We start from the raw sequence: 16,764 nt of genomic DNA on the forward strand, positions 1-16,764 counted from the left end.
GCGGTGGACTCAGAAACGACAAACCGGCCGCTTATGGCGGCCGGTGAGGAAGCAAGGCTCTCTGCAGGAGAGCCGGGAAATCAGGCGCCGATTTCCTTGGCGTAAGCGGCGGCGTCCATCAGGCCGTCCAGCACGCTGGCATCGGCGGGCTTGATCTTGAAGAACCAGCCTGCGCCATAGGGATCGCTGTTCACGGTATCGGGCGCATCGGCCAGCGCTTCGTTCACGGCGATGATTTCACCAGCAATCGGCGCATACACATCGGAAGCGGACTTCACCGATTCCACCACGCCGGCGCCCGCATCGGCGGCCAGCACATCGCCCACGCTCGGCACTTCCACATACACCACATCACCGAGCAGGCTCTGTGCATGATCGGTAATACCCACGGTCACGCTGCCGTCGGCTTCAAGGCGCAGCCACTCGTGGCTGGCAACGTACTTCAGATCGCTGGGGATGTTGGTGCTCATGGTTATCTCGTCATGTGTCGGCCCGGTAAGGCCGGATTATTCGGTGGACCAGCTACTTCCTGATGAGAAGCCTAGCCAGGAAGAATTGGCGCGGATTCTATCAAAACTGTAGGGGGTTCCGCTGCTGTTACAAGCACTTGTCTTGATGAAGCACCGCTGCTGCGAGCTCACCGGCCTTCTGCGTTGGCAATAAGCTGCTCGTGGGTGAGCCGTCATAGAGTCGGTTCCAATCGAGACGGGCCAAGGTATCCGGGTAAGCAGAAAAGCCGAGTCGCTGGTAAAAGCCCTGCACCTCAACATCCGCCACCAGCATCACCCGCCAAACCGGCAGCTTTGCCTGCAGACGGCCCATGATCTCGCGTCCCAGACCCTGGCTTTGGTAGTCAGGGTGTACCGCTACGTCGTAGATCACGGCGTGGTATTCGCCATCGCTGATCGCCCTAGCAACGCCGATGAGACGATCTTTCTCAAAGACATAGCAGACAGCGGTGCTAGCCAGGAAAGCACGCCTCAGCTTATCGCCCTGACGCCCTGCAAGGCCGGCCTGTGCAAACAAGGCTTCCAGTTCAGTCCAATCCACACCCTCGTGGTGATCCTGAAAATGAAGATCGGCAGACGGCGCCACTATCAAACTCCAAACCCAAACGGCTTGCTCAAAGCGATCCGCAGGCCTGCACAGACAAGCCTGCGGACACGGTCGAACTTACTCGAACACCTTCTTGCCATTGCGTACGAAGGGCATTTTCACCACGCGGGCCGGTTGCAGGGTGCCGCGCACATCGACTTCCACGGCATCGCCCACCTTGACTGCCAGCGGCACGCGCGCCATGGCAATCGAGACCTGCAGGCTGGGCGAGAAAGTGCCCGAGGTAATTTCGCCATCGCCGGCGGCCGTCACCACGCGCATATGGCCGCGCAGCACGCCCTTGCCTTCGTAAACCAGGCCCACTTGCTTGAGCAGGGTGGCGCCGGCGGCGCGCTGGGCCTTTTCGGCCTCCAGCTTGGCGCGGCCGATGAAGTCGCGCCCGGCCGGCTCCCAAGCAATAGTCCAGCCCATGCCGGCGGCGAGGGGCGACACGGCGTCGTCCATTTCATTGCCGTACAGATTCATGCCGGCTTCCAAGCGCAGCGTGTCGCGCGCGCCCAAACCGGCCGGGGCCACGCCCGCGGCCAGCAGCGCATTCCAGAATGCAATCGCCTCGCCAGCCGGCATGGAGATTTCCAGGCCGTCTTCGCCGGTGTAACCGGTGCGGGCAAAGAACCAGTCGCCCAGCGGCAGGCCCTGGAACACCTGCAGACCGTCGATCAGCGCGGCGGCCTCAGGTTTGGCAGCCTTGGCCTTGGCAATCGCGTTCGGGCCTTGCACGGCAATCATGGCCAGGTCGCGGCGCGGCGTCAGTTCCACGTGGAACTCGGCGGCCACCGGGGCCATCCAGGCCAGGTCCTTGGCCGTGGTGCCAGCATTGACCACCACGCGGTAGCCCCAGCTGGTGCGGTAGACGATCAGGTCGTCAATCACGCCGCCTTCCGGGTTGTACATGCCCGAGTAAAGCGCCTTGCCCTCGAAGCCGAGCTTGGCCACATCGTTGCCGATCAGCTTCTGGAAGAAGGCGGTCGCGCCCTCGCCACGCACGTCCACCGCGGTCATGTGCGACACATCGAACATGCCGGCATCGGTACGCACCGCCTCGTGTTCCTTGATTTGCGAACCGTAGTTGATCGGCATTTCCCAGCCGGCAAAGTCAACGATCTTGCCGTTGGCAGCCAGATGAGCATCGAACAGGGGAGTACGTTGGGACATGGGGCGCTTCCTTGTGAGAAACAAACGATGGGTTTGACGCAGCTTATGACTGCGCCGGTTTATAGACGAAACAGCCATCCAACAGGTATTCGCCCGCATTGACCCGGCCATCGGCCTCGATGCGGTCGAAGGGAACGGTGCGGCCGTCGACGATGATATGCGCCGGAATCGGCTTGTCGGCATAGCGGCCGATCACCTCATCGGCGCGCGGATAGTCAACCGGGGCCGGCTTGGCTTCCGCGGGCGCCGGCTGCTTGGCCACCTCGGCCAGCGCCGCCTCATGGGCCGCCGCTTCGGCCGGGTGCACCGCCAGCGTGCGCAAATAGAGCTTGAACAGGAATAGCGGCAGCACCACGCGGCGCACGCGCTTTTCATTGTCGATCACGCAGGCCACGCCGAACTGGGTATGGCAGGCCGGGCAATGCGCGGTGGCCGCCATGGCCAGATGGTCATCCAGCAAGCGGGCTATGCCATGCATATGGCGCGCATGCAGCATCTGGCCGCATTTCACGCAGGGCTTGGAGAACTGTTTGACCACGCTGCCATTCTTGAAACGTACGGGCAGGAAGTGATCGATTCGATTGGTGGGACGCATGCTGAAACTCGATACAGGAATCAGGCCACGGCTGGGGCGGGTGGTGCATCGCCCTCGGCCACGGCAACTTCCGCCTCCAACTCGGCTGCCTCAAGCAGCTCTTCTTCCTCGTCCACCACGGCCGTCGGCTCGCCCGCTTCCAGCAGACGACATTCGAGCGCCAGGTCGAGGTAATCGGTACGGATCAGCTGCAGCTTGAGCGGCGTACCACGCGCCAGCTCAGGCAGGCCGGCAATGCGCAGCATCAGGGGCAGGCCGTCGAAGCGCACCAGGTCTTCCTTGACCACGGTGGCCTGGGCCTCTTGCACACCCTGCTGCTCCAGCCAGCGCAAGCACCAGTAACGCTCCATACGGCCCTGGAATTCGGCATAGGCGTTATAGGTGGTGTCGAAATCACGCAGGGCGGCGAACAGCATCGGATCGCGCTGCGCATAGCGCGGCGGCTCGCCACTGAGCATAGCCAAGAGCTGCTGCTGGTTGATGAAGTCGGCCGCGCGGCGCAGCGGCGAGGACGCCCAGCTGTATTGCGCCACCCCCAGGCCCACATGGGGCGAGGGCGTGGTAGTCATCTTGACCCGGCCCATGGCCTGGGCGCGGTAGATGGCCGGAATGCGCGCATCGGCCAGCTGCTTGCCCCAGGTCGAGTTGCACAGAATCATCAGCTCGGCCACCAGCTTGTCCATCGGGCTGCCGCGCTTGCGCGGGTAGATGCGCACGCGCCTGACGCCGGCCGCATCGGGCTCGATGGCGAAGCTGTAATCAGGCCGCTCGACGCGATTCGGATCGTGCTTGCCGCGCGCCTTTTCCAGCGCAATGGCAAAGCGGTGCAGATACAGCAGCTCGGTCTTCCACGGGTAGTCGGGGCCGCCATCGGGCAGGGCCACGGTTTCCTCGTTGAACACCGGGTCCAGATCGTGATGACGCAAATTGGCGGCGATATGCACGCGATCAAGGCGGCTTTCCGAGGCCACGATCTCGAACTCGGGCGTCACCGTCACATACAGGCTGACCGCCGGGCAATCGCGCCCCTCGGCCAGGGTGAAGGACTCCACCACTGCATCGGGCAGCATGGTGATCTTGTCACCCGGGAAGTACACGGTAGAAAGGCGTGCCAGCACCACGTTTTCCATGGTCGAACCAGCCGCCACGCCGAGCGTCGGCGCGGCAATATGGATGCCGACGCGGGTATTGCCATCGGCCAGCGGGGTGACCGACAGCGCATCATCGATCTCGGTGGTGGCGGCGTCATCAATGGAAAAGGCGCGCACGCCCGCATCGGGCAGATCAGTCGGTGCAGGCGGTAGCTCGATGGCGGGGAAGCCGGTGCCCTTGGGGAAGTATTCTGCCAGGAAACCGTCGAGCAGCCAGGCTTCCACATCCGGGATCGCCCCGCAGCTGTCCAAGAGGCGCAAGGGTGACTTCTGCGCGGCATCAGCGGCGGCGGCCAGCGCCTTCCATTCGATGGTGTTCTTGTCCGGGCGATGCAGCAGGGTCTTGATATGGCTCTTTAGCGCCTCGGGCACGCGACCGGCCAGCAGCTCAGCCTGCCACTCGGCCATCAGGGCCGCCTCGCGTGCCTTCTTCTCCTGGCCGGCCTTGGCCGCGCGCAGGTTCTCTTCCGGGGCGGCCTTGTAGCGGCCTTTACCCTTGCGATAGAAGTACATCGGATTGCCATGCAGGCGCATGACCATGGCGGCCTGCTCAAGCGTGCTCGGGCTGGCGCTGAAGTATTCGCGCGCCAGGTCGAGGAAGCCGAACTCCTCGCCGCCCGCCACTTCCCAGATGAAATCCAGGTCCAGTTCCTCGGCCAGTGCAGCGGCCTGGGGCATGAAATCGGCCAGCGCGATCTTGTCAAAGCGGATGCGCACATCCTGGGCCTTGATCTTGCTGCGCTTACCGCGGGCGTCTTCCACCTGCAGGGTGGCGTCGGTCTCGCTCATGATGGCGGCAACCTTGAAGTCGCCGCTTTCTTCGTAAAAGACGTTCATGCTTGGCCGCCCGGTGGGGCGGTCACTAGGGTGGGGGAGGCGGCGGATTATACCGGAGCGGACCGCTGCCAGCCGCGCCGACTGTCATGCTGGTGCGGGGCAGGCTTTAGGCGGGTCGATGTCGCCCATCCGGGCTAAAATCGCCCATCGCTTGCAACCGGCCTTGCCCACCCATGTCGTCTTCCCTGCTGTCTGGCCTGAATCCCGAACAACTGGCCGCCGTCACCCTGCCCGCCGTCCCGGCCCTGATCCTGGCCGGCGCCGGTTCGGGCAAGACGCGCGTGCTGACCACCCGCATCGTCTGGCTGCTGTCCACCGGCCAGGTCAGCCAGCACGGCATCCTGGCGGTGACCTTTACCAATAAGGCCGCCAAGGAAATGCTGACCCGGGTATCGGCCCAGCTGCCCATCAATGCGCGCAGTCTGTGGATAGGCACCTTCCACGGCCTATGTAACCGCATGCTGCGCCTGCACTGGCGCGATGCCGGCCTGCCGGAAGCCTTTCAGATCATGGATACCGCCGACCAGCTGTCGGCCATCAAGCGCCTTTTGAAGGCCTTGAATATCGATGATGAGAAATACCCGCCGCGCGAGCTGATGTACTACATCAATGCGAACAAGGAGGAAGGGCGCCGCCCGGCCGAGGTGGAAGCCTGGGATCAGCATTCGCAGCAGATGAAGCAACTGTACGACGAATACGAGCGCCAGTGCCGGCGCGAGGGCGTGGTCGACTTTGCCGAGCTGCTGCTGCGCTGTTACGAGCTGTTGCGCGATAACGCCGCGCTGCGCAGCCATTACCACGCGCGCTTCCGCTACATCCTGGTGGACGAGTTCCAAGACACCAACCGCCTGCAGTACAAATGGCTGAAGCTGCTGGCCGGCAAGGGCGACCCGCTCGACCGTCTGCTGGGCAAGCAGCCGGCTGCCACCGCATCCGATGAAGCCGCCGCCGTGTTCGCCGTGGGTGACGACGACCAGAGCATCTACGCGTTCCGCGGCGCGAACGTGGGCAATATGGCCGACTTCCAGCGCGACTTCGCGGTGGAAACGGTGATCAAGCTCGAACAGAACTACCGCTCGCACGGCAATATCCTCGACGCCGCCAATGCACTGATCGCGCATAACCGCGGCCGGCTGGGCAAGAATCTGTGGACCTCGGAAAGCGCGGGAGACCCGATCCGCGTGTACGAGGCAGCCTCCGATTTCGAGGAAGCCAGCTTCGTGGTGGACGAGGTGCGCAATCTGCAGCGCGAGGGCACACCGCTGGCCGATATGGCCGTGCTGTACCGCTCCAATGCCCAGTCGCGTGTGATCGAACATGCGCTGTTCCAGGCCGGCCTGCCGTATCGCGTCTATGGCGGCCTGCGCTTCTTCGAACGCCAGGAAATCAAGCACGCGTTGGCCTATCTGCGCCTGATCGCCAACCCCGACGACGACAATGCGCTGCTGCGCGTGATCAACTTCCCGGTGCGCGGCATTGGCAACCGCACGCTGGAAATCCTTGGGGAAAGCGCGCGCGGCAGCGGCACCAGCATCTGGCAGGCTGCCTGCTCGGGCGGGGCGGGGCGCAGCGCGGCGGCGGTGGCGCGCTTCGTGCAGCTGATCGAGGGCATGCGCGCCCAGCAAGATGGGCTGCAACTGGCCGAGCTGGTGCAGCTGGCCATCGAGCAAAGCGGCCTGATCGAACACTACCGGAATGAAAAGGAAGGTCAGGAGCGGCTGGAGAACCTGGACCAGCTGATCTCAGCTGCCGCGGTGTTCGTGCAGGAGAACGAGAACGATGTGAATGCCTTTCTCGCCCATGCCTCGCTGGAGGCGGGCGACCACGAGGCTGCGCCAGGTCAGGATGCGCTGCAGCTGATGAGCGTGCATGCGTCCAAGGGCCTGGAGTTCCACGCGGTGTTCCTGACTGGCATCGAGGAAGGCCTGTTCCCGCACGACAATAGCCTGAACTCGCCCGAGGGCCTGGAGGAGGAGCGCCGGCTCGCCTATGTGGCGATTACCCGCGCACGGCGCAAGCTGTATCTGAGCCTCGCGCAAAGCCGCATGCTGCATGGCCAGACGCGCTTCTCGATTGCCTCGCGCTTCCTGAGCGAAATCCCCGAGGACCTGCTCAAATGGCTGAACCGCGGCTATGCGCCGTCAGCCATGCCAGCGCGCAAGATCGAGAAGGCCGCACCCGAACACGGCCTGCGCGTCGGTTGCACGGTCGAACACGCCAAGTTCGGCCAGGGCGTGGTGGTCGATTACGATGGCACCGGGCCCGGTGCAAATGTGCAGGTCAACTTCGGTGCCGCTGGCCTGAAGTGGCTTGCGCTCGAGTATGCCAAGCTTAAACTGGTGCAATAAGCAGCCTAGCCGCGCGCCCAGCGTGCATTCCGCCCGCCCGTGCAAAGGAGCATCAGATGAACCCGGCCAATTCGCCCCTATTCAGCGCCCGCGCTGCCCGCGCCGGCGGTGACGACGACGCGGCAGCCGGCCTGCAGCGCGCCTATGCCAATCAGGGCATGGAAATCGATTACGGCAGCAAGCGCTTCCTGGTCATCGACGCGGTACAGGAAATGCGCTCGGCCATGAATGCCACGCTATCCAGCTTCGGCGTGACCAAGATCGAGTATGCGCACCGCGCCACCGAGGCCATTGGCGTCATCAAGCGCGGCAACCACGATGTGATCCTGTGCGATTACGACCTCGGCAATGGCTATGATGGCCTGCACCTGCTAGAGGAGCTGAAGCTGCGTAATCTGATCAAGCCCTCGGCCATCTTCATGGTGGTGACCGGCGAGCGACGTGCGCGCATGGTGATCTCGGCCGCCGAGCTGGCGCCCGATGATTACCTGCTCAAGCCGTTTACCGGCGAGGAGCTCAAACAGCGCCTCGACCGCATCTATGGCAAGAAGATGGCCTTCGAGGACCTCGACGCGGCCATGCTCAATGAGGACTACTTCAAGGCGCTGGCCGAGTGCAATGAACGCATCGCCGCCAAGGATCCCTTCCTGCTCGACTTCCTCAAGCTCAAGGGCAAGATCGCGCTGACCATCGGCGACCACGGCATGGCGCGCGATACCTACCAGACCGTGCTGAATGCGCGCGATGTGCCCTGGGCCAAGATGGGCCTGGCCAAGGCGCTGTTCCACCTCAAGGACTACAGCACGGCGCGGCAGATGTTCGAGGCGCTGCTGGCCGAGAACAACCGTGTCATGGAAGCCTATGACTGGCTGGCCAAGATCCACCAGGCCGAGCACGAGCATGTGGAAGCCCAGGGCATGCTGCAACGCGCGGTGGAATTGTCAGCCGCCAATGTGTCGCGCCAGAAGAAACTCGGTGAAGTGGCGATGCGCAATGGCGACTTCGACACCGCGGTGAAGTCGTTCCAGCAGACCATCAATGTGGCCAAGTTCTCGTTCTGGCGCGATGCCGGTGATTACTCCTCGCTGGCCAAGGCCCACCTGGGCAAGGGTGATGTGATGGAGGCGGCCAAGGTGGCGGCCGATGTACGGCGCGAGTTCCGCTATGACCAAAAGGCCGAGATGCTGGCCACCGTGGTAGAGACTCAGGTGGCGATCAAGCAGGGCAATGAAAGCCGGGCCCAGCAGCTCTTGAACAAGGCCAAGCAGCAGTTCGCCGGCGTGGCCAACGAGGTGCCCGACAACTACGCGCTCGAGCTGGCCGAGGCCTGCTACCGGCTGGGTGAGGATGCGGCCGGCGGCGAGATCGTGCAGAAGGTGCTGCGCAACCATCACGAAGACGCGGCGGTGCTCGAGCGGGTGTCGAATCTGTATTCGGCGGTGGACCGCGCCGATCTTGGCCAGGCAATGATAGAAGAGACCGCGCGCGCCATTGTCGGCATCAATAACGAAGCCGTGCGCATGGCCCAGTCGGGCGATATCCAGGGCGCCGTGCAGAAGTTCATCCAGGCGGTGGAGGAAATGCCCGCCAATGTGCAGGTGATGCTGAACGCGGTAAACGCCATGCTGGCCTATGTCACGCGCAATGGCTGGCACCAGGAATACATGGAGACCGCCCAGCTCTACCTCGACAAGGTGAAGTCGCTCGAACCCGCCAGCGTCAAATACCTGAAGCTGCGCGATGCCTACAACACCGCGCGGCGCCGCTTCCGCACCTGATTCGAGGGCGCCCCGCCGGACGCGTTCAGCCGCGTTGAGGGGCGTCCGGTCACTTCAGGCAAAAATCCTGTCGCATTGCTGAAATCCCTAATCGCGCTTGCTCCGCACACTGCACCCAAGACCAGCCTGGTCGGGATGTTGTTCATAACAAGGAGCAAGACAAATGCAGTTCACAAAATCCACCCTGGCCTGGCTGGTTGGCGCAGCCATGCTGGCCGCTTGCGGCAGCGATGAAGACGAGCAACCCATCCTGACCGGCCGCCTGCTGGATGCGGAAGTGGCCGGCGTGAGCTGGCGCAGCAGCAGTGGCTTGAGCGGCGTGACCAATGCCGGCGGTGAATTCAACTTCCGCCCTGGCGATACCGTCAGCTTTCAGATCGGCGGCATCACCCTCGGTAGCGCAAGCGGCGCCGCGACGCTGACACCGAAAGACCTGCTGGCTGCCAGCAGCCACACCGATCCGCTGGTCTTGAAGCTGGTGCAGCTCTTGACCACGCTGGACCAGGACGGCAATGCCGCGAACGGCATCACCATCAGCGCAGCCACGCGCAGCGCGCTGGCCAGTGCCGCCACCTTCAGTGCCAGCGCCGATGCCATTCTGGCCGATGTGGTCAGCAAGCTGGCAGCCCGTCAGCTCGACACCAGCAATACCGCGCTGATCAGCGCAGAGGACGCCGAAGCCCATTATCTGGGCAGTCTGGCGCGTGCCGAATCGCTGCAGATATTGGCGGGCATGTCGGTGCAATCGCTCCTGATTGGCGGCGGCGGCAAGAACTGCTCCTCGTGGAGCAAGAGCAATTGCCTGGGCAGCGGCAGCCGTGCTGAAGTCTGGGCCAATATCCTCGCCAAGGATCCCGCCATGGCCGGCCTGAGCGAAGCGGATATCCAGGACCCGGATTTTGACGCCAGCAAGGTGAGCTTCAGCTACAGCGTCACCCAGGCCAAGGTCGATGCGATTCTGGCCAATCCCCATCTGTCTGCCGATGCCAAGAGCCGCTTCACGACCACCCTGAACGACATGCTGAGCAAGGGCACACTGGCCCAGCCGGGCGCCTGGCCATTCAATGTGTTTGCCGACGGCAATGCCTTCTACAGCAATGCCAGCGACAACGATTTCTTTGGCTGGCGCGATACGCTGGATAACGGCGTGAGCTTCGACCTGACAGCTGACAATGTCGCCAAGCTGCGCGAGGTGGCGTTCGAGAATGCCGATCACAAGGCACAGATCATCCTGATCAGCGACTATCTGAGCAAAACCCTGCAGCCGAACAGCGGCCTGAGCAGCGCTCAGCTACGCGACGCGGTGAAGGCCACCAAGCTGGATGCAGAGGGCAAGGTGGCCATTGCCCTGACCGATGGTCTAAACCCGATGGATCTCGCCATCCTGCGCGAAGGTCTGGTGGTACCTAGCGCCCTCAGCCCACGTCGTTATGAGCTGCGCAGCACCGCCTTCCTGGCCAACCAGGCCAGCCGTGACATCTATGAGCAATTCGTGGCTGCGGCACGCGCCGTGGCCGGCAAGAAGCCCAAGGTGGTGGTGGTCACCGCCTCGGCGGAAAACCCGTTCTGGGATGCCGACATCAATAGCTACGCGCTCAAGAGCGCCGGTGCCGAGGTGAAATGGCTGCCGATTTCCGGCGGCTTGCGCAGCGCGTTGGATGCCGGCAAGTGCGATGAAGCCAGCCTGCGCTACACCAGCTACGCCAATACCGGCTCTTATGGCGGCATCTACCACCAGCATCTGGTCTTCCCCGATCTGGCCAAGCTGCAAAGCGACTACTGCGCCAATCCGGCCAGCCTGTATACCGCGCTGGAAGAAGCCGATGGCATCTACTTCAGCGGCGGCGATCAGGCCCGTCACTTGGAAAGCCTGCTCAGCCGCGACAGCCAGGGCAAGCTCACCGTTGCCAGCCCGGAACTGCAAAAGCTGCGGGCACGCTTTGCCGCCGGCAAGCTGGTGGTATCCGGCACCAGCGCAGGCGCTGCGGTACAAGGCGGTGGTCTGAGCGGCGACAAGACCATCCCGATGCTGGGCGGTGGCGACAGCTATAACGCGCTCAAACACGGCTTTGCCCAAGGCACAGGCCCGACACCGGATGATGCCGGCACCACCGCCATCCGCTATGCCGAGGGCGGTTTGGGCTTCTTTGGCCATGGCATCGTGGATACCCACTTCTCCATCCGCACCCGTGAAGGCCGTCTGGTGCGGCTGGCCAAGGACAGTGGCGTACGTTACGGCTTTGGCCTGGATGAAAACACCGCGCTGGCCACGAGTCAGGTGAAGGCTGGCAAGGTAAGCATGACCGTGCTAGGTGCAGGCGGCGTGTATATCGCAGACGTGAAGCATGCCAGCGCCAGCGTTAACGGCGCAGGCAGCTATGCCATCAGCGGGGTGCGCACCCACTACCTGACCCAGGGCGACAAGGCGGTACTGGATGTGGACAGCGGCGAGCTGAGCATTACCCTGCACCCCGCCAAGCGCGCCATGGCCATCGTGGCCAATGCTGTGGCCCCAAGCAATGACACGGTGTTCGAATACGGCAGCAGCAGCTACCTGACCCTGGCTACCGCCTTGGCGAGCAGCGGTGCCAGCCAGGCGCTGGGCAATACCAGCGCCAGCGCAGGTCAAGCCAGCCCGGTCTACCAGGCGCGCCTGTACCGCAGCAATGACACCCAGATGGTCAGGGCCGGCGCCCAGGTGGCCTACAGCAACCTGATGCTGGACATTGCCCCGCAAGCCCTCATCCAGGCTAGCAAGAAGCCGCGTACTGCGGCACGCCTCAGGGAGGGAGGTCGCAGCAGCCGCGACTAAGCCGTTTTGGTCGTGTTGCAGCAAGCCCCGCCACGCGGCGGGGCTTTTTTATGCCTAAGCTCAACAAACGTGCAGACTGACTGATAGCAGCACTACTTGCGAGGAAATCCGTGCGCCTGTTGCAAACCACCCTGCGCATCACGCTGATCACCCTGTTGCTATTCGCTACGGCACAGGCCGGGGAACGGCTGCGCATCGCCACCGGCGAGCTGCCGCCCTATGCGACCGAGGCGCGCGCCGATAAGGGCATTGCGCTGAGCATCGTGCGGCGCGCCTTCGAGCTGGCCGGTTACCAAGTCGAGTATGTGTTCATGCCCTGGAACCGTACGCTGGAAGAAAGCCGCGGTGGGCGCTGGGACGGCACCGCCTACTGGGGCTACAAGGCCGAGCGCGAGAAGGATTTCTGGCTCAGCGACAATGTGCTGACCGAGCAGTGGGTGTTCCTGTATCGCCAGCCGCTCAAATTCGACTGGCGCGAGATGGCCGACCTCAAACCCTGGCGGGTGGCGGCGATACGCAACTACACCTACACGCCGGAATTCCATGCCCTGGTCGAGCGCGGTGTACTGAATGTGGACTGGACGCCCGACGACCTGGCCGCGCTGAAGAAGCTGCTGGCGCGCCGTGTCGATGTGGTGCCGATCGAGCGCAACGTGGCGTGTGATCTGCTCAGCCACCATTTCAAGGCCAGCCAGACTGCCAGCCTGCGTGTGCATCCGCAGCTGATGACCCCCAACTTCACCACCCATCTGATGCTGCCACGCAGCCTGGCGCAAAGCGCCGAGCGCATGGCCGCCTTCAACCGCGGACTGGCCCAGCTGCGCCGCTCGGGCGAATACGGTCGCCTGCTCAACCAGGTGAGCTGCCCGGCCGGCTTTGTACCGGCCGCGGGCTAGCGCCGCTGCACCCGCCAGCAGACAGGTGAGCCGGCCCTAGACCAGGATCACATCGTACTGCTCCTGGGTGTAAGCGCTTTCCACCTGCAGGGAAATCGGCTTGCCGATGAAGTCGGCCAGCATGGCCAGATTCGCGCTTTCCTCGTCGAGAAACATATCGATGACGGTCTGGCTGGCCAGAATCCGGTATTCCTTGGCATTGAACTGGCGCGCCTCGCGCAGGATCTCGCGCAGGATTTCATAGCAGGCGGTTTGCGCAGTCTTGATCTCGCCGCGCCCCTGGCAGACCGGGCAGGGTTCGCACAGAATGTGGGCAAGACTCTCACGCGTGCGCTTGCGCGTAATTTCCACGAGGCCCAGCGAGGTGAAACCGGATACCGTCACCTTGGTGCGGTCCTTGCTCATCGCCTTGTGCAGCTCGTGCAGCACCTGCTCGCGGTGCTCGGCATTATCCATATCGATGAAGTCGACGATGATGATGCCGCCCAGATTGCGCAGGCGCAGTTGGCGCGCAATCACCTGGGTCGCTTCCAGATTGGTCTTGAAGATCGTGTCGTCGAACGAGCGGGTACCCACGAAGCCGCCGGTATTCACATCGATGGTAGTCATCGCCTCGGTCTGGTCGATGATCAGATAGCCGCCGAATTTCAGATTCACCCGGCGCGCCAGCGCGCGCTCGATCTCGGCCTCCACGCCATGCATCTCGAACACCGGCCGTTCGCCCAGATAGTGCTCAAGCCGTGGCGCGACATTGGTCACGAAGGCCTCGGCGAACTCGCTCATCTTCTGGAAGGTTTCACGTGAATCGACCACCACCTTCTGGGTCTCGTCGCGCACGATATCGCGCAGCACGCGCATGGCCAGATTCAGGTCCTGATAGAGCATGGACTTGGGCGGCAGGGTCTTGGCTTTTTGCTTGAGGTCGGCCCAGATCAGGCTCAGGTATTCCACGTCGGCACGCAGCTCGTCTTCCGAGGCATGCTCGGCCGAGGTGCGGATGATGTAGCCGCCGTGCTCGTCCCCGGGTGGCAGCATCTTCAAGAGGCGCTCGCGCAGGTGTTCGCGCCCCACACCGTGCTCGATGCGCTGGCTGACACCGATATGGTGTTCCTGGGGCAGGAAGACCAGGAAGCGCCCGGCAATGCTGATCTGCGTGGACAGGCGTGCGCCCTTGGTGCCAATCGGGTCCTTGATCACCTGCACCATCACGCTCTGGCCTTCGTACATCAGCCTTTCAATGCGCTGCGGCTCGCTCGGGTGCTGGCGCTGCTCGATCACATCGGCAATATGCAGAAAGGCCGCGCGTTCGAGACCGATCTCGATAAAGGCCGACTGCATGCCCGGCAGCACGCGTTTGACCACGCCCAGATAGACATTGCCAACAATGCCGCGCTGAGCAGTACGCTCGATATGCAGTTCCTGGACGACGCCCTCTTCAGTCACCGCCACCCGCGTTTCCTGCGGGGTGACGTTGATCAGGATATGTTCTTTCATGCGCTTGTTCCGAAAATGTGTACCGCAGCACACGCCTCCCCGCATGTGCTGAGGTACAAAATTTCAGGCCCGCCCGGCTAGCGCCCCTGCGGCATCAGCCGCATGCCAAGCTTGAGCAACTCTTCCCAGGCATCGCCTTGCCCCACGCCCTTGATGATGCGATCGATCTCGGCCGCGTGGGCCAGGGCGGCTTTCAGCTGGCTGGCTTTCAGGCGGTCCAGCGCCTGTGGGTAGCGCTTCTGCTTATCGCCCCAGACGCGGTTCTCGCGGTACAGCTGCTGCAGATTAGCGCCATTGGCACGCCCAAGGCCGACTTTTAAAAGCGCGCGCACCTCGTCGGCCAGCGCCCACAGCACCAGCACCGGTGCTTCGCCCTCACCCTGCAAACCGGCCAGCATGCGCGCCAGACGGCCGGCATCCCCGGCGATCAGCGCCTCACCCAGGCCCCACACATCGTAGCGTGCCACATTGGCCACCGCCGCCTGCAGATCATCCAGGCTCAGCTCACCCGCCGGGTGCAGCAACGACAGCTTGTCGATTTCCTGCTTAGCCGCCAGCAGATTGCCCTCAACACGGGCAACCAGATACTCCATCGCCTCGCTGCTCAGGCGCTGCTGCTGACGCTGCAGGCGTTCGGCAATCCAGCCGGGCAGGGCATCGCGGTTTATGGCTGGGCAGGCAATCACCGCACCGGCGTTCTCCAGCGCGGTGAACCACTTGGACGATAGCTGCGGCTTGTCGAGCTTGGGCAATTGCACCAACAGCACATTGTCGCTCGGTGCGCTGGCGGCATAGCTCTGCAGGGCCTCCCCACCTTCGCTGCCCGGCTTGCCATTCGGCACGCGCAGCTCGATCAGTTTTTGTTCGGCAAATAGCGAGATGGCCTGGCCGGAGGCGGCCAGTTCAGCCCATTTGAAGCCCGATTCGACCGTCAGCACCTGGCGTTCGGCAAAACCCTGCTGGCGCGCGGCATCGCGAATGGCCTGCGCGGCTTCCAGCGCCACCAGCGCCTCTTCGCCGTGCACGACATAGATGGGCAGCAGACGCGCTTTGTTCAGATGGGCGGCCAGCTCGGCCGGGCGCAGCTGCATTATTTGCCCGGCACCGGCGTGGCCGGCGCCGCTTGCGGCTTGAGCGCGGCGAGGCGACGGATGATCTGCTGGGCAGCATCGTGATGCATATCGCGTAGCAAGGCCTTTTCCTCGGCCGCCTTGCCCAGCACATTGCTCTCGTCAAACGAGTAATCACGGCGCAGGGTCAGCTCGGTCGGTGCTATCCAGTCACGACCGGACTGGCTCAGGTGGAAACGCGCGCGGTAGACGAGCTGGTATTCAACCACCCGGCCCGACTTGTTCACGGTCAGGATCTGCTTGTCCACCGACTCACTGTCCACCACCAGGCTGGCTTCGGCCGCATTGGCCGGCAGCAGGGTCAGATCGGGGCGCAACGAGAGCTGGCGCTGCAAAGCCTCGCCCAAGCCGGTCAGGGGCGCCTGCAGATGCAGGCTGGCAAAGGCCAGCGGCGTGCTCTGCCCCATGCCGCGCAGATGAAAACCGCAGGCGGAGAGCAGACTGACAAGGCTGAGCATTACAAGGCGAAAGCGCATGGGACCCATCTATTCAGAACAGCGTGACAAAAGGGCATTGCCCAGACCGGGCCGAGTATAGGCAGTCGGGCCGGTCAAGGCGATATGGGCTTGTGCTGAGGCCCGCATCAGCAGGACAGCAGCCCAGCAATGCAGGGCGTGTTTTTCCAGCCGTGCAGCAGATGATCTTCGCGCTGCAGCGTGCGCATCAACAAGGCGAACGCGGCAAAGCGGCGCTGCTGCTGTAGCTCGTGCTGCGCCCGGGGCCAAAGCGTGCCGCCGTCCTGTAACCAGTCCATGCAGCCTTGCAGACTGCCCTGCTCGGTATATAGGCACCAGCCCATGTCCACCGGCAAGCGGCTCGCCTGCCCGGCATCAAGCAGCACATCGCGCTGGCCGCGCAACTGCCAGGTGTGCGATTGGCCCGCATACTGCCAGTGCAGCTGCTCGGGTTGCTGGTAATCAAAGCGGAAACGTTCCTGAGCGCCGCCTTGCTGGCTGGTGCAGATCAGCTCGGCACGCAGGAACTGCGCCGCACCCTGGCGGTTCAGCATGGCATAGCTGCGCTCTTGCCGCTGCTCGCAGTCCCAGTTACTGAGCAAACCGCCGGGCTGGCGCAGGGCCAGTTGAAACTGCCAGCGCTTTTCATCCCGCCCCTGCTCGATCTGGATAGACGATGACTGGCCAGACCCGATCTGCACACCACTGTGCAGGCCCGCCACACTGGGCTTGTCGAGCTGACGCACCGTCAGCTGGTAGTCACAGGCCGCCAGCTGCAAGTCACCGTTCTGGTCTGAGGCCGTGAAGCTGGCCGGACAGGTAAGCAACGTGGCCTGCACCTCGACGGGCAGTCGCAGGCTGATGGTTTGGACGCTCTGGCAGGCGGACAGCAGCATGAGGGCCAGCAGGGCTGAGCACAGCTTGAGAGGCATGGGACGCGGTCCTGATCGGCACAGGCTGGAAAAACACGGTCGGCCGCGTCGCAACGCGGCCGACA

The 16,764-nt window shown here is 63.4% G+C and carries 13 protein-coding genes; 4 read left to right on the plus strand and 9 right to left on the minus strand.

Annotation, left to right across the window (positions count from 1 at the left end; genetic code table 11):
• Positions 1 to 80 precede the first annotated feature (80 nt).
• The 5 genes from gcvH to BT173_RS01235 form a co-directional block, all read right to left on the minus strand.
• A complete protein-coding gene (gene gcvH / locus BT173_RS01215; RefSeq protein WP_072426790.1) occupies positions 81 to 470 on the minus strand; it encodes a glycine cleavage system protein GcvH in 390 nt (129 codons plus the stop codon).
• A gap of 127 nt (positions 471 to 597) precedes the next feature.
• Positions 598 to 1,095, minus strand: a complete 498-nt coding sequence (locus BT173_RS01220; RefSeq protein WP_072426791.1) for a GNAT family N-acetyltransferase — start codon at positions 1,093 to 1,095, stop codon at positions 598 to 600.
• Between the two features lie 78 nt (positions 1,096 to 1,173).
• Positions 1,174 to 2,271, minus strand: a complete 1,098-nt coding sequence (gcvT, locus tag BT173_RS01225; RefSeq protein WP_072426792.1) for a glycine cleavage system aminomethyltransferase GcvT — start codon at positions 2,269 to 2,271, stop codon at positions 1,174 to 1,176.
• Positions 2,272 to 2,314: 43 nt separating this feature from the next.
• Complete coding sequence (locus BT173_RS01230) at positions 2,315 to 2,866, minus strand: hypothetical protein (RefSeq protein WP_072426793.1); 552 nt, start codon at positions 2,864 to 2,866, stop codon at positions 2,315 to 2,317.
• A 20-nt stretch (positions 2,867 to 2,886) separates the two neighbouring features.
• The gene (locus tag BT173_RS01235; RefSeq protein WP_072426794.1) at positions 2,887 to 4,854 is read right to left on the minus strand and encodes a ribonuclease catalytic domain-containing protein; all 1,968 of its coding nucleotides are present in this window, start codon (positions 4,852 to 4,854) and stop codon (positions 2,887 to 2,889) included.
• Between the two features lie 173 nt (positions 4,855 to 5,027).
• On the opposite strand from BT173_RS01235, the gene BT173_RS01240 reads away from it, so the two are divergent.
• The 4 genes from BT173_RS01240 to BT173_RS01255 all read left to right on the plus strand — a co-directional run bounded on the left by BT173_RS01240 (position 5,028) and on the right by BT173_RS01255 (position 12,688).
• Positions 5,028 to 7,202 carry a UvrD-helicase domain-containing protein gene (locus BT173_RS01240; RefSeq protein WP_072426795.1) on the plus strand — a complete coding sequence of 725 codons (2,175 nt, stop codon included), beginning with the start codon at positions 5,028 to 5,030 and terminating at the stop codon, positions 7,200 to 7,202.
• A gap of 56 nt (positions 7,203 to 7,258) precedes the next feature.
• The gene (locus tag BT173_RS01245) at positions 7,259 to 8,980 is read left to right on the plus strand and encodes a tetratricopeptide repeat-containing response regulator (RefSeq protein WP_084658034.1); all 1,722 of its coding nucleotides are present in this window, start codon (positions 7,259 to 7,261) and stop codon (positions 8,978 to 8,980) included.
• 163 nt (positions 8,981 to 9,143) lie between these two features.
• Positions 9,144 to 11,792, plus strand: coding sequence for a cyanophycinase (locus tag BT173_RS01250; RefSeq protein WP_072426796.1), 2,649 nt, complete (start codon positions 9,144 to 9,146; stop codon positions 11,790 to 11,792).
• Between the two features lie 110 nt (positions 11,793 to 11,902).
• Positions 11,903 to 12,688, plus strand: coding sequence for a substrate-binding periplasmic protein (locus BT173_RS01255; RefSeq protein WP_072426797.1), 786 nt, complete (start codon positions 11,903 to 11,905; stop codon positions 12,686 to 12,688).
• 36 nt (positions 12,689 to 12,724) lie between these two features.
• Here BT173_RS01255 and rng read toward each other — a convergent pair whose 3' ends face one another.
• The 4 genes from rng to BT173_RS01275 all read right to left on the minus strand — a co-directional run bounded on the left by rng (position 12,725) and on the right by BT173_RS01275 (position 16,699).
• Positions 12,725 to 14,182: a ribonuclease G gene (gene rng, locus BT173_RS01260; protein WP_072426798.1), complete on the minus strand. Its 1,458-nt coding sequence runs from the start codon at positions 14,180 to 14,182 to the stop codon at positions 12,725 to 12,727.
• Between the two features lie 77 nt (positions 14,183 to 14,259).
• Positions 14,260 to 15,273 (minus strand): DNA polymerase III subunit delta, encoded by a 1,014-nt coding sequence (holA, locus tag BT173_RS01265; RefSeq protein ID WP_072426799.1) that lies wholly within the window; start codon positions 15,271 to 15,273, stop codon positions 14,260 to 14,262.
• Positions 15,273 to 15,788 (minus strand): LPS-assembly lipoprotein LptE, encoded by a 516-nt coding sequence (locus BT173_RS01270; RefSeq protein ID WP_175545526.1) that lies wholly within the window; start codon positions 15,786 to 15,788, stop codon positions 15,273 to 15,275. The genes holA and BT173_RS01270 overlap by 1 nt, the downstream gene beginning before the upstream one ends.
• Before the next feature lie 107 nt (positions 15,789 to 15,895).
• On the minus strand, positions 15,896 to 16,699 hold the full coding sequence (locus tag BT173_RS01275; protein ID WP_072426801.1) for a hypothetical protein: 804 nt from the start codon (positions 16,697 to 16,699) through the stop codon (positions 15,896 to 15,898).
• Between the last annotated feature and the right edge of the window lie 65 nt (positions 16,700 to 16,764).

Origin of the sequence: Chitinimonas taiwanensis DSM 18899, from assembly GCF_900119825.1 — a bacterium.
GTDB classification, from domain to species: Bacteria; Pseudomonadota; Gammaproteobacteria; order Burkholderiales; family Chitinimonadaceae; genus Chitinimonas; species Chitinimonas taiwanensis.